At 68.2% G+C, this 12,434-nt stretch carries 14 protein-coding genes; 4 read left to right on the plus strand and 10 right to left on the minus strand.

The genetic code is table 11. The features are described from left to right. Positions 1-124 precede the first annotated feature (124 nt). Positions 125-367, plus strand: a complete 243-nt coding sequence (locus tag BLR41_RS18585) for a hypothetical protein (RefSeq protein WP_092630687.1) — start codon at positions 125-127, stop codon at positions 365-367. Between the two features lie 415 nt (positions 368-782). Here BLR41_RS18585 and BLR41_RS18590 read toward each other — a convergent pair whose 3' ends face one another. Together BLR41_RS18590 and BLR41_RS18595 are read right to left on the minus strand one after the other, a co-directional pair. Continuing rightward, a complete protein-coding gene (locus BLR41_RS18590; RefSeq protein WP_092630690.1) occupies positions 783-1,562 on the minus strand; it encodes a nucleotidyl transferase AbiEii/AbiGii toxin family protein in 780 nt (259 codons plus the stop codon). A 2-nt stretch (positions 1,563-1,564) separates the two neighbouring features. After that, complete coding sequence (locus BLR41_RS18595; protein WP_245694485.1) at positions 1,565-2,197, minus strand: type IV toxin-antitoxin system AbiEi family antitoxin domain-containing protein; 633 nt, start codon at positions 2,195-2,197, stop codon at positions 1,565-1,567. A gap of 89 nt (positions 2,198-2,286) precedes the next feature. Here BLR41_RS18595 and BLR41_RS18600 point away from each other — a divergent pair, with 89 nt between their 5' ends. After that, positions 2,287-2,577, plus strand: a complete 291-nt coding sequence (locus tag BLR41_RS18600; protein WP_143013129.1) for a hypothetical protein — start codon at positions 2,287-2,289, stop codon at positions 2,575-2,577. Between the two features lie 46 nt (positions 2,578-2,623). Here the strand turns inward: BLR41_RS18600 and BLR41_RS18605 are convergent, their stop codons facing one another. Both BLR41_RS18605 and BLR41_RS23900 read right to left on the minus strand, forming a co-directional pair. Continuing rightward, positions 2,624-3,853 carry an RNA polymerase sigma factor gene (locus BLR41_RS18605; protein ID WP_092630696.1) on the minus strand — a complete coding sequence of 410 codons (1,230 nt, stop codon included), beginning with the start codon at positions 3,851-3,853 and terminating at the stop codon, positions 2,624-2,626. Next, entirely contained in the window at positions 3,850-4,218 is a 369-nt protein-coding gene (locus tag BLR41_RS23900) for a YciI family protein (protein WP_092631009.1), read from the minus strand. Before BLR41_RS23900 ends, BLR41_RS18605 begins: the two co-directional genes overlap by 4 nt. Before the next feature lie 244 nt (positions 4,219-4,462). On the opposite strand from BLR41_RS23900, the gene BLR41_RS18615 reads away from it, so the two are divergent. Further along, positions 4,463-5,239: an enoyl-CoA hydratase-related protein gene (locus tag BLR41_RS18615; RefSeq protein ID WP_092630700.1), complete on the plus strand. Its 777-nt coding sequence runs from the start codon at positions 4,463-4,465 to the stop codon at positions 5,237-5,239. A gap of 321 nt (positions 5,240-5,560) precedes the next feature. On the opposite strand, the gene BLR41_RS18620 is transcribed toward BLR41_RS18615, so the two are convergent. The 6 genes from BLR41_RS18620 to BLR41_RS18650 form a co-directional block, all read right to left on the minus strand. Beyond that, complete coding sequence (locus BLR41_RS18620; RefSeq protein ID WP_425426934.1) at positions 5,561-5,899, minus strand: barstar family protein; 339 nt, start codon at positions 5,897-5,899, stop codon at positions 5,561-5,563. A gap of 250 nt (positions 5,900-6,149) precedes the next feature. Beyond that, the gene (locus BLR41_RS18625; RefSeq protein ID WP_218120244.1) at positions 6,150-6,431 is read right to left on the minus strand and encodes a hypothetical protein; all 282 of its coding nucleotides are present in this window, start codon (positions 6,429-6,431) and stop codon (positions 6,150-6,152) included. Between the two features lie 437 nt (positions 6,432-6,868). After that, positions 6,869-7,756: a 3-hydroxyisobutyrate dehydrogenase gene (mmsB, locus tag BLR41_RS18635; RefSeq protein WP_092630705.1), complete on the minus strand. Its 888-nt coding sequence runs from the start codon at positions 7,754-7,756 to the stop codon at positions 6,869-6,871. A 59-nt stretch (positions 7,757-7,815) separates the two neighbouring features. Continuing rightward, positions 7,816-8,874 carry an enoyl-CoA hydratase/isomerase family protein gene (locus BLR41_RS18640; protein ID WP_092630708.1) on the minus strand — a complete coding sequence of 353 codons (1,059 nt, stop codon included), beginning with the start codon at positions 8,872-8,874 and terminating at the stop codon, positions 7,816-7,818. Beyond that, a complete protein-coding gene (locus tag BLR41_RS18645) occupies positions 8,871-10,052 on the minus strand; it encodes an acyl-CoA dehydrogenase family protein (RefSeq protein ID WP_092630711.1) in 1,182 nt (393 codons plus the stop codon). Before BLR41_RS18645 ends, BLR41_RS18640 begins: the two co-directional genes overlap by 4 nt. A gap of 174 nt (positions 10,053-10,226) precedes the next feature. Next, positions 10,227-11,726, minus strand: a complete 1,500-nt coding sequence (locus BLR41_RS18650; protein WP_092630714.1) for a CoA-acylating methylmalonate-semialdehyde dehydrogenase — start codon at positions 11,724-11,726, stop codon at positions 10,227-10,229. A gap of 325 nt (positions 11,727-12,051) precedes the next feature. On the opposite strand from BLR41_RS18650, the gene BLR41_RS18655 reads away from it, so the two are divergent. Then, entirely contained in the window at positions 12,052-12,393 is a 342-nt protein-coding gene (locus tag BLR41_RS18655) for a type II toxin-antitoxin system PemK/MazF family toxin (protein ID WP_092630717.1), read from the plus strand. Positions 12,394-12,434: the final 41 nt, after the last annotated feature.

Here is a 12,434-nt window from a genome sequence, read left to right on the forward strand (position 1 = left end):
GGAACTTTCGGATACGCACGTGGTCACGGCCGTGCCGCGGTGATCGTCCCGCGGTTCACGGGAATCGGACCGCCGTCCGCGGGCGGATCAGTGGGAGAGCGAGACGACAGGAGCGTTTTCAGCGATGCGGCGAACGAACCGCGGAACGAACCAGATCCACCTCTTCCTGTTGATCGCCGTAGGAGCGCTTTTCCCGCTGCTGGCGGAGTGGACGCTCGGTCCCGTGGAAAAGGCGCCCTGGTGGTCGCTCATCGCGCTGGCGACGCCGCTGTTCGGATGCTTCTCCCTGATTTTCCTGGGCACCACCAAAGCGATCCGACGCAAAAACGGAAAAGCGTCACGAGCACCGACTATGAGCCACCAATGAGGTTGCTCGAACCCGCCCTGGTCGAGACGAGGCAGGAGTGAGCTCTGACTACCGCGGAGTTCCGTAGGCCCTTTACCTGATCGACGCCTTGACCGCGCGAAAGGTCAGCGTGGCGCGCAAGCGAACGCACCGGATAAGTATCGGTCTCCCGGATCACGATTCGCCGGCACCACTGAGGCACGAGAAACCTTCCCACCCTGCGACAAGACCGGGCACAAGGAGTTTACCGGGCTGTTACGGCCAATACGGGCCTCACGAATGGCCGATCGGCTCGCCGACGAGAGACAAGCCGCCCGGAGAACGGACTCCCGAACGTCACACCTCGAAAAATTTGTCCCCGACAGGCTGTCGGAGAGACGAGCTGCGTACTGTCGCCCCGGTGCGGCTGGGTGGGTGACGCGTTGTCCGCGAGTGGTCACCGAGCATTTCCGTCGTGGTTCTCCTGTGATGAGGCGTCGAGCCAGGTGTCGCGGACGTGGGCGAGGGCGGCGTGCGCGGTGATGTCGAGGTGGGTTTGCCCCGCGAGTTCTCGCTGCCACGTTTCCTCGTCGGGGGCGTGGGTGAAGAGTGCGTTCGACGGAGGCCTGTTGGTGGGGCCGAAGCGTGTGAACAGCTCCGCCGCCTCGGTGGTGATGGCCCCGAGACAGGCGAGCAGCCAGAGATCGTAGAGATCTCGGGAGGTGGCGCGGTGCGCCCAGGCGGTGGTTTTCCAGGCCGCGAAGGCGGCTGCGGTGGGCACACGCAGCGCGGCGGGTCCGGCATCGCTGTAACGCTGCACGAGCCGGCACCGCTCGGTCGGCCAGGGCGCGTAACCGGTGGAGCTCAGCAGCTGCACTCGCACGGTCGGGCCTTCGGGGGCGACGAGCACGGCGGGCGTCACATCGCGGACCGAGGTGAGTGCCGGTTGCCAGCGTAGCCCTGGAAATTCGCGCCGGGTCCCGCGAAGCAGGGTCGTCTCGAGCACGTCGGCCGTGCTGCTGCGACTGCTGCGAGCGATGAGGTCGATGTCTTCGGACAGCCGCCCCTCGGGGGCCAACGTGCGGGAGAGCGCGGTGCCGCCGAAGAAGACGACCTCGTCGGCCAGCCGGTCACTGATGGCCGCGAGCAGGTGAGAGATGAGATGGTCCCGGCGCACCTGGGCGCGGGCCACGCCGAACTGCTCGGCGACGGCGGCTTCCTCCTGAGGGTCGAGCATGGTCAGGCCGCTTCGAGTAGACGGGCAAGGCTGGCTTGACGGCGCTGTCCGACCGCCAGTTCGTCCAGCAGTCGACGATCACAACGGTCCAACAGATCGTGGGCGGCGGCACGAGCCTGCTCGGGCAGCCCCCCCAGATCGGGGCGGGCGACAAGATCGAGCACCGTCTGTTCGACCGTGGTGACCCACCCCTGGCCCAGCTCACTGGTGTGGCGTTGCACGTCCAGGGCGGCTACGCGACGACGAACGAAACGCACGGTGGCCTCGCGGTCGGCCAACCGCAACGTCGGCCGGTGACGAGTGGCAGCCACGACCGCAACCCCCAGTGCCCGCGGGACGGCCCCGTGAACACGGGCGGCGGACAACCCCATCAGCGCGACCGAGTCGATACCCACGTCAGCGACCGCGATACCCAACGCGGCCGCCTCCAGCTCGGGAATCCAGCCCCGATCGAGCTGATCATCGGGAACCACGGCGTAATAACCGGTCGCCAACCGGTGCAACGCCCCGGCACGGGCCAGCCGCGCGAACTCAGGACGCGGGTTCACATACACACCGGCAGCGTCGCGAGGCCGCAACACTCTGGAAGACCCCCGCAGCAGCACTGCGGGCACCCGCGCCGTGATGTGTGCCATTACCGTCACCTCCGTAGGCTAACAGCCTACTCTCGTGCCATACACAAGCATACCTGCGCGCTGGCATCCTCGCGCTGGACCCAACCAGCGTGCGGCTTCAGCCAAAGCTCGGTGGCGCGGTCTGGCTGGTGTTGTCGCTGCGGCGAACGAACCGCGGAACGAACCGGATCCACCTCTTCCTGTTGATCGCCGTAGGAGCGCTTCTCCCGCTGCTGGCGGAGTGGACGCTCGGTCCCGTGGAAAAGGCGCCCTGGTGGTCGCTCATCGCGCTGGCGACGCCGCTGTTCGGATGCTTCTCCCCGATTTTCCTGGGCACCACCAAAGCGATCCAGCGCAAGAATCGGAGCAAGAACACAGCTCACCGGGAGAGCCGTACATAACTCTCCGCATCGCCGAAGTAGCGACCGTCGAATCCGAGGAAAGTCCTCACTCATTCGCGCCGGAGAGGCGTCGTAGCCGGTGTCTGAGGTGTTGTCGCTCGGCGAGATTGACGGTGGCGGCGATGGCTCTCCGGTAGGCGTTCGCCGCGTCCTCGGGTCTGTCGGCCTGCTCCAGCAGGTGTGCTCGTACGGCGTTGAGCCGGGGAAGGCGGGGATGCTCGGCTTCCAGCACATCGATCCGGGCGAGCGCGGTGTCGTTTCCGTCAACCATGGCCTGGGCAACGATGCGGTTGAGAGTGATCGTGGGGTTGCCGTGACCGGTCACGAGTTCGAGGACCCGGTAGAGCGCGAGGATCTCGTCCCAATCCGTCGTCGCGATGTCGGGGGCTTCGGCATGCAGGGCCGCGATGCATGCCTGGAGCAGGTAAGGGCCTGGTTCGGCACCTGGAGCGGCTTGTTCGACGAGCTCGGTTCCCTCGTCGATCAGTTCCCGGTCCCACAACGTACGATCCTGCTCGTCGAATGGCTTGAGGCTCCCGTCCGGCCCTACTCTCGCGGGGTGGCGGGACTCGCTGAGCAGCATCAACGCGAGAAGCCCCGCGACCTCGGTGGACTCGGGGAGGCTCTGGCGAAGGAGCCGGGTCAGGTGAATCGCCTCCGCGGCGAGATCCGCGTCGCGGGGTGGTGCGCCGGTGGTCGTGTGGTGTGCCTCGGTGAACATCACGTAGAGCACGTCGAGCACGGCGGTGACGCGCTCCGCGGCGTGTTCGGGGGACGGGAGCGGCCGGCCGAGTTCGGAGACTCGCCGCTTGGCCCGTGTGATCCGCTGGGCGATGGTGCTCTCGGGGACCTGGTAGACATTGGCGATCTGTGCCGTGGTCAGTCCGGCGACGGCCCGTAGGGTCAACGCGACCTGCCCGGAGCGTGGCAGGTCGGGGTGGCAGCACAACTGCAGCACCAGCAGCGAGTCGTCACGCTGGGCGGCCTCCGGCGCCACGGGAGGATGCGACGACGCGGCACGGGTCTCGCGATGGCGGCGCCGGGCGTCGCTGCGGGCGTGGTCGGCATATCGGCGGCGGGCGGTCGCCGTGAGCCAACCCAGCGGGTCGTCCGGGAACTGCGTCGGCCACCGCTGGTGCGCGTGCAGGAGTGCCTCCTGCACGGCGTCTTCGCACAGGTCGAACCGGGCGCTGCCGTAGGTGCGCACCAGCCGGGCGAGGGCCTGTCGCGTGAGTTCACGCCACAGCCCCTCGCCCGCCCGAGGATCGGCAGTCACCCGTCCCCCAGGTCGGCGAACATCACCGGACGCAGTTCGAGTGCGAGGCCGGGAATGTTCGCATCGGGGATCTGCTCGGCGAGCTCCACCGCGCGGGCCTCGTCCACGACATCGATGAGGTAGAAGCCCCCCATGAACTCCTTGCTCTCGACGAACGGCCCATCGGTCACCTCGGGCCCGCTCCCGGAGCTGCGAACGACCTTCGACTGACTGGGGTCGGCGAGAGCCTGAGTGGCGATGAACTCACCTCGCTCCTTGGTATCGGCTATGAACGCGGCGTGCCCCTCCTGGAGCTGCCGCTGCTGCTCGTCGGTGAGCTGCTCCAGCACCGCCGGGTCGACCTGCATCAGGATCAAGTACTTCACCGTTTCCTCCTCGGTAAGCGAACCACCCTTGTGGCGACTCACCAGAGGGTCGTCACCGACCCGGCGAACACGACACCACGCGAGCAGAATTTTCATCCGGGAGTTTCCGGCACCACGCCCCGCGTCCTCCGCCCGAGGGTTCGATCCCACGGCCGTGCTCCGGCTGACCCGCTCGGAAACGAGACCGGCTCGTTCGACGAGCGCACCGTAGTGACACACCACGAGTACGGCTAGGCTGCGGCGCATGGCTGACGAACTCGTGCACCGCGAGGTGACCGGCGGGATCGCCACGATCACGCTGGACTCGCCGCACAACCGCAACGCGCTGTCCGCGCAGCTGCGCAGGGAGCTACTGGCTGCGCTGCGGAACTCGATCGACGACGAGACGGTGCGGGTGATCCTGCTGACCCACACCGGCACCGTCTTCTGCGCGGGCATGGACCTCAAGGAGTCCCGCTCGGAGAGCGCGGAGAACCAGGGGATCAACGAGGTGCCCGGACTGCTGGAGTGCGTCCGGAACAGCCCGAAGCCGGTGGTGGCCAAACTGAGCGGCCCCGCGCGGGCCGGTGGCATCGGGATCGTGGCCGCCTGCGACATCGCCGTGGCGGCCGAGGACGCCACCTTCGCGTTCAGCGAGGTGCGGATCGGGGTCGTGCCCGCGGTGATCTCGGTGACGGTGCTGCCCAGGCTGCACGCCAGGCAGGCCCACGAACTGTTCCTGACCGGGGAGACCTTCGACGCCAACCGAGCCGAGGCGATCGGACTGCTCAACGCGGCGGTTCCGGAGTCGGAACTGGACAGCGCCGCGGAGCGCTACCTCGACATGCTGGCGAAGGGCGGACCGAACGCGATGGCGGCCACCAAGGGGATGCTGCGGCAACCCCGTCCGGACGACGTGGACAAGGCATTCGCGGACATGCTGCGGCTGTCCGCCGAGCACTTCGCGGGCGAGGAGGGGCAGGAGGGCATGCGGGCATTCGCCGAGAAGCGCTCCCCGAACTGGGTCCCAGACCGGGGCTGATTCCTTGCGGGGGCGTCGCCCTGTCCGAAGGGTGCGGCGTCCCCGTTCTCCCGTGCGTCCTGCGCAGCACCTTTCAGTCCCACTGGCTCCCACCGAGGACTCCCGGTACGTGGATGAGAGCCGAGCGATGGTGTTCTTCGGCGCGCGAGCGCCGAATCACCACTCACGCAGTCGGCACCGCCGCGGGTTCTCCCGTGCGGCTCTCGCGAGGAAGGCCCGACGTGGCGTAGGTGGCTACTCGATGTCGGGCCTCCCGCAGCGAGAGCCGTGCGAGAGGTTCCGCCACCCGCACCGCCCGGCAAACCGAGCGGCCGAGTGCGCTCAGTCCGTAGTGCAGACGGCGCGGAACACTCGTTCGCCCGATTCCTGCGCCGCCGCCACCAGCACCGAACCGATGCCGCGGTACGCCTTGGGGTCGTGCTCGGCCAACACTTGGTAACCGGACCAGATCAACACGTGCTCCCCGCTCGGGAGCCAGGACAGGTCGATCAGGCAGTCGTAGAGGGCGTCGAGATTGCGTCCGGCCCATTCCGGGAACGAGAGCTGGGCGGCGATCGCGCACAGCATCATGCGCTTGTTGACCAGTTCGCTGCCGTCGACCACGTGGGGCCAGGCCCCAGCCGAGCGGACCTGCTCGACCGCCTGTGCGGTGGTGCCCACGACGGGCAGCGGGGCGGGCTCGACCACTGCTGTGTCCTTCCTGGCGTGTCGCTTCAGGAAGCCTACCGCATTCATCATCATCAACCGTGCGATTCAATCCTGCCGGATCGGTGCCTGGAGTCCACGACGCTCACATTCCGTCGACGTACTGGCCCACCCAGCCGAGAACGACCAGTGCGAGCAACAGCACCAGGGTGCCGGTGATCCGAGCGCGCGAACTCATCCACGCCTCCCCCGGAACGACACGTGATCACGAAACACCGTGCCACTCCCGTGCGGAGTCGTCACGGTTCGAGCTCGTCCCCGCGGCACCCGCGTGGCGCTCATAGCTCTCCTTGCTGCGCAACGGAGGTTCGGCGTCGCGAATCCTACTCGCCTTGGCCGAGATCTCGTCGACGATGCGGTCGACGAGTCGCGCCACCAACCAGCACAGCGGCACGAGAACCACGAGTACCAGCGCCACCTGGAACGGGTAGGGAAGCAGCACGAGCCACGACTCGACCCCGTCCCACAACGCGACCAGCTCGCCCATCACGGACCGTCAGCGTACTCCCGGGGTGGTTCCAGCGTGCGCCGGGCACCCCGGGCGACGGAACGGCCCACGACACCGAGCCTTGCTTGACCGGTCCAGCCGGGTACTCCTGGATCGGACGTGAATCGGCTGCCGTACTCGGTCGCGTCGATTCCGACCAGACGCTCGCCCCTCGCACCCGCGCCGAACACCCGTCTTCGCGGGCCAAACTCCCACCACTCCCGCAGGCCGAGCCCCGACCACCCTCGCAAGTCGCACTCCGACCACTTACGCGGTCGGCACCGCCGCGGGTTCTCCCGTACGGCTCTCGCGAGGAAGGCCCGACGGTGTGTAGGTCGCTACCCGATGTCGGGCCTCCCCGGAGCGAGAGCCGTGCCAGAGGTTCCGCCACCCGCACCGCTATGCGGGCCGAACCGCGAACCCCGTGAGGGCCACAGTTAGCTTTCGGAGTGGCGCCGGATGGACTCGATCACGGCGCTGAAGTCGTAACCACCGCCGCCCTCCGAGTTGAACCGGTCGTAGATCCGCGCGGCCAACCGCCCCACCTCGGTGTCGGTGCCGCTCTGCTCGGCCGCCGAAACGGCGAGGTTGAGGTCCTTGAGCATCAGCGAGGCCGCGAAACCCGGCTCGTAGTCGTGATTGGCCCTGCTGGTTTCCACCATGCCCGGCACGGGGCAGTTGGTGGTAAGCGACCAGCTCTGTCCGGTGGACACGGAGGTCACGTCGTAGAGCGCCTGGTGCGGGAGTCCGAGTTTCTCCCCCAGCACGAACGCTTCGGCCGTGCCGAGCATGGCCGTCGCCAGCATGAGGTTGTTGCACATCTTGGTGACCTGGCCGTTGCCGTCGCCACCGCAGTGGATCACCTTCCGCGCCATGGGTTCCAGGAAGGGCTCCGCGGCCTGGTAGGCCCGCTCGGAGCCGCCGACCATGAACGTCAGCGTGCCAGCCTCGGCACCGGCGGTGCCGCCGGAAACGGGGGCGTCGATCGCGTCCAGCCCCGCGGCCGCGGCCAGCTCGTGCGCCCGGCGCGAGTCGGCCACGTCCACGGTGGAGGAGTCGATCAGCAGCGTGCCCGGCGCGACCGAGCCCAGCATCCCGTCGTAGCAGTCCAGCAACTGCTTTCCCCCCGGCAACATCGTGATCACGGCGTCGGCGCCGGTAACCACCTCGGCCGCGGAGTCGACCGTGGTAACCCCGTTCGCCGCCGCGCGCTCGATCACTTCCGGCATCAGGTCGAAACCCCGCACGGTGTGACCTGCGTTGACCAGGTTCGTCGACATCGGGCCGCCCATGTGCCCCAACCCGATGAATCCGATGACTGCCATGGTCGATTACCTTTCTCGCGATCCGACACTGTCACGAAAACCGGGGGTGTGCGGGGAGATCAGCCGGACAGACCGAGATCCCCGTTGGTGGGAGCGCGGAAGAACGCGGCGACGTGCTCCTCGCCCACGTCCTCCAGCTGGGCCGGGGACCAGGCCGGGTTACGGTCCTTGTCCACGAGGGTGGCGCGCACGCCCTCCAGGAAGTCACCGCGGTGCACGCAGGCCAGCGAGACCCGGTACTCCTGGTCGAGCACTTCCTCCAGGGAGTTCAGCCTCGCGGCCGACCGCAGCGCGCGCAGCGTCACCTTCAGCGAGGTGGGCGACTTCGTGGCGATGGTCTCGGCCGCTTCCCCGGCCTCCGGCTCGTCGCGGGAGCGGAGTTCGGTCAGGATTCCCTCCACGGACTCGGCCGCGTAGACCTCGTCGATCCAGCTCGCGGCGGCACGAAGCCCGGAGTCGGGAGCCGTGGTGGCGTACTTGTCCAGCACGGCCGAGGCGTCACCCTCGGTGAGGGCGTTGACCAGTTCGTGGAGTTCGGAACTGTCGACGTAGTGGTCGGCCAGCCCGCAGTGGATCGCGTCCGCGCCGCTGACGGGAGCTCCGGTCAGGGCCATGTGAGTGCCGAGCTCCCCGGGGGCGCGGGAGAGCAGATAGGTGCCGCCCACATCAGGGGCGAAGCCGATACCGACCTCGGGCATGCCGACCTTGGAGCGCTCGGTGACCACGCGGTGCGAACCGTGCGCCGAGATTCCGACGCCGCCGCCCATGCAGATGCCGTCCATGATGCCGACGACCGGTTTGGGGTAGTGCGACAGCGCGGCGTTCATCCGGTACTCGGCCGCCCAGAACTCCTCGGTGTGTTCGGGCTCGCCCGCCTTGACCGCGTCGTACATGGCGCGGATGTCCCCGCCCGCGCACAGTCCGCGGTCCCCGGCTCCCTCGATGAGCACCGTGCGCACCCGGTCGTCGGCGCGCCACCGTTCCAGCGCGTCCAGCACCGCGGTGACCATCTCCATGGTCAGCGAGTTGAGGGCCTTCGGCCGGTTGAGCGTGATCCGACCGAGGGATCCCTGCACGTCGAGCAGCACCTGCTGCTGTTCGGCGTCGTGAGTTGTCATTGGTTCGACTCCAACAGTCCACGGGAAATGATCAGTCGCATGATCTCGTTCGTACCCTCCAGGATCTGATGCACCCGCAGGTCGCGAACGATCTTTTCGATGCCGTACTCGGCAAGGTATCCGTAACCCCCGTGGAGCTGAAGGGCTTCGTTGGCCACGTTGAATCCGCTGTCGGTGGCGAGTCGCTTGGCCATGGCACAGAGCTTGGTCGCTTCGGGGTCCTTGGCGTCCAGCGCGGCGGCGGCGCGCCACAGCAGGGTGCGGGCGGCCTCCAGTTCGGTGGCCATGTCGGCCAGTTTGAACCGCAGCGCCTGGAAATCGCCGATCCTGCTTCCGAAGGCGGAGCGCTGTCCGACGTAGGCCGTACCACGTTCCAGCGCGGCGCGAGCCCCGCCGAGTGAGCAGGCGCCGATGTTGAGCCTGCCGCCGTCCAGTCCGGACATGGCGATGCGGAAACCGAGGCCTTCCGCACCGAGCCGGTTGCGCACCGGAACCCGCACGTCGGTGAACACGACCTGGCGGGTGGGCTGGGCGTTCCAGCCCATCTTGGCCTCTTCGGGTCCGAACGAGATGCCCTCGCTGGCGCCGTCGACGACGAGGGCGGAGATACCGCCGGGGCCGGGTTCGCCGGTGCGGACCATCACCACGTAGACACCGGAGTAGCCGCTTCCGGAGATGAACTGCTTGACCCCGTTGACCACGTACTCGTCGCCGTCGAGCACCGCCCTGGTGCGCAGCGCGGCCGCGTCCGAACCGGCGTCGGGTTCGGTGAGGCAGTAACTGCCCAGACTCCGCATGGCGCACAGCTCGGGCAGCCACTGTTCGCGTTGCCACTGGTCGCCGAACGCGTCGATCATCCAGGCGACCATGTTGTGTATCGAGATGTAGGCCGCGATGGTGGGACACCCGGTGGCCAGCTCCTCGAACACGAGGGCGGCGTCGAACCGGCTGAGGCCGGTGCCGCCGTACTGCTCGTCGACGTAGATCCCACCCATGCCGAGCTCGCCCGCCTCGGCCAGCACGTCCACGGGGAAGTGTTTCTCCCGGTCCCATCGCAGCGCGTCGGGGGCGATGCGCTCCGCGGCGAACTCGCCGGCCGTCTCCTTGAGCGCACGCTGGTCGTCGGTGAGCGCGAAGGGGGATCGCGGTGTTTCGGAGGCGATCACGGAAGCGGTCATGTGGACTCCTGCTCGATCGGGGACGCCGGATCGCGGCGTCGGGCCTCGCGCGGTGGCGGCACCACCGGTTCGCGGTCCGTGGTGGTCACGCCGCCGGTGGGGTCACCACCGGCGGCGTGAACCGGTCGGCACGACGGTGCGGCGGACGGCCCACCGGGTCGCCGGCGGAGCGGCTCAGTGCATGGTCGGGATCGTGAAGCTGGCCTCCTCCTTCCGGCCGGAGGGCCAGCGCGAGGTGACGGTCTTGGTCCTGGTGTAGAACCGGATCGAGTCGGGGCCGTGCTGGTTGAGGTCGCCGAATCCGGAGCGCTTCCAGCCGCCGAACGTGTGGTAGGCGATCGGCACCGGGATCGGCACGTTGATACCGACCATGCCGGTGTCCACCCGGCCCGCGAACTCGCGTGCGGCGTCGCCGTCCCTGGTGAAGATCGCGACACCGTTGCCGTACTGGTGCTGACTGGGCAGCCGCAGCGCCTCCTCGTAGACGGCGGCGCGGACCACCGAGAGCACGGGGCCGAAGATCTCCTCGTTGTAGATCCGCATGTCCGAGGTGACGTTGTCGAACAGCGACGCACCGGTGAAGAAGCCGTTCTCGTGTTCGGGCATGCGGAAGCCGCGGCCGTCGACCAGCAGGTCCGCGCCCTCCTCGACGCCGATGCCGATGTAGTCGTCGACCCGCTGCTTGGCGGCGGCCGTCACCAGTGGGCCGAAGTCGGCGGAGTCGTCGAAGCTGGTCCCGATCCGGAGTCCGTTGACTCGTTCGGTGAGCTTTTCCACCAGCGCCTCGGCGGTGGGCTGTCCGACCGGCACGGCCACCGAGATGGCCATGCAGCGCTCACCCGCGGAGCCGTACCCGGCGCCCACCAGGGCTTCCACCGCCTGGTCGAGGTCGGCGTCGGGCATGATGATCATGTGGTTCTTCGCCCCGCCGAAGCACTGCGCCCGCTTGCCGTGGGCGGTGGCCGTGGAGTGGATGTACTCGGCGATGTCGGAGGAGCCGACGAAGCCGACCGCGGCAACGTCCTGGTGGGTCAGCAGCGCGTCCACCGCGGTCTTGTCGCCGTTGACCACGTTGAACACGCCGGGTGGCAGCCCGGCCTCCACGAACAGTTCGGCGAGCCGCAGCGGCACCGAGGGGTCGCGTTCGGAGGGTTTGAGCACGAAGGAGTTGCCGCAGGCGATGGCCGGGGCGGCCTTCCACAGCGGGATCATCGCCGGGAAGTTGAACGGGGTTATTCCCACGGCCACCCCCAGGGGCTGGCGCATCGAGTAGACGTCGATGCCCGCGCCCGCTCCTTCGGTGTACTCCCCCTTCAACAGGTGGGGAATGCCCGTGGCGAACTCGACGACCTCCAGGCCGCGCTGCACGTCGCCCTTGGCGTCGGGCACCGTCTTACCGTGTTCGGAGGCCAGCAGCCGCGCCAGCGAGTCCATCTCCTCGCGGCACAGTTCGAGGAACCTCATCAGCACGCGCGCCCGGCGCTGGGGGTTCCAGTTCGCCCACTCGCGTTGCGCCTCGGCGGCGCCGCGCACGGCGGCGTCGACCTCACCGGAGGAGGCCAGCGGCACCCTGGCCTGCACGCCTCCGGTGTTCGGATCGAACACGTCGTCGTGGTTACCGGAGGTCCCGGCGACGCGCTTGCCGTCGATGAAGTGCTCCAGCTCGGTGGTCATTCCGCTACGCACCCTTCCCTCGCACCGGTCGCCGACTCCCGCTATGCGCTTGGAAGCCAAACTTTTGGTGTTCCAATCATTGCCCCAATGCAACACATCACAACAGGGTGTGCTGTGTCACAACACGATTGTGTGAGGTCAACGGCCGAACCGGAAGGAGGCGCGGTCCCGTGGTCCGCGCACTTCGCCACGCTCACCAGCGGCACCCCGCCGGCACGCGAGCAGCGGCAGCGGGAGAGGATCCGGCAACGGGGGACGATCCGGCGGCGGAGCCGATTCACGTACCGTTCGCCACCTTGCCGACCAACGAGATTCGGGAGCTCACGTGACCGTCCAACCGATCAGTCCCGGTGACGTCTGGATCGTCGATCTCGATCCGGTGCACGACGAGGAACAGGGCGGGCAGTGCCCGGTTCTCGTGGTCTCGTCGCGCTTCCACCTGGAATCGACCAACAGCGCACTGGTCAACGTGTTGCCGTTGACCGGCGCGGAAGGGAGCGAGCGCTCGCAGCGTGTCCACGTGGCAGCCGCCGACAGCTGGGTCGCCACCGAGCGGGTACGCACCGTGGCCGCGCGAGATCTCCGACGGTTCGCTCCGGAACTGGCTCCCACCGAGGAGGAACTCGCCGAGGTGCGGCGAGCACTCGCCCGCACGCTCGACGTCTGACACCCGTCACCACCGATCACCGGGACCGTCGCGGACGAACC

Origin of the sequence: Actinopolyspora mzabensis, from assembly GCF_900101095.1 — a bacterium.
Lineage (GTDB): Bacteria > Actinomycetota > Actinomycetes > Mycobacteriales > Pseudonocardiaceae > Actinopolyspora > Actinopolyspora mzabensis.

Bases quoted from the DNA above. Each gene is read 5' to 3' on its own strand.
- BLR41_RS18590 (WP_092630690.1), bottom strand. From the start codon at position 1,562: ATGCTCGACCCTCAGGAGGAAGCCGCCGTCGCCGAGCAGTTCGGCGTG.
- BLR41_RS18595 (WP_245694485.1), bottom strand. From the start codon at position 2,197: ATGGCACACATCACGGCGCGGGTGCCCGCAGTGCTGCTGCGGGGGTCT.
- BLR41_RS18640 (WP_092630708.1), bottom strand. From the start codon at position 8,874: ATGACAACTCACGACGCCGAACAGCAGCAGGTGCTGCTCGACGTGCAG.
- BLR41_RS18625 (WP_218120244.1), bottom strand. From the start codon at position 6,431: ATGGGCGAGCTGGTCGCGTTGTGGGACGGGGTCGAGTCGTGGCTCGTG.
- BLR41_RS18585 (WP_092630687.1), top strand. From the start codon at position 125: ATGCGGCGAACGAACCGCGGAACGAACCAGATCCACCTCTTCCTGTTG.
- mmsB (WP_092630705.1), bottom strand. From the start codon at position 7,756: ATGGCAGTCATCGGATTCATCGGGTTGGGGCACATGGGCGGCCCGATG.
- BLR41_RS18645 (WP_092630711.1), bottom strand. From the start codon at position 10,052: ATGACCGCTTCCGTGATCGCCTCCGAAACACCGCGATCCCCCTTCGCG.
- BLR41_RS18650 (WP_092630714.1), bottom strand. From the start codon at position 11,726: ATGACCACCGAGCTGGAGCACTTCATCGACGGCAAGCGCGTCGCCGGG.
- BLR41_RS18615 (WP_092630700.1), top strand. From the start codon at position 4,463: ATGGCTGACGAACTCGTGCACCGCGAGGTGACCGGCGGGATCGCCACG.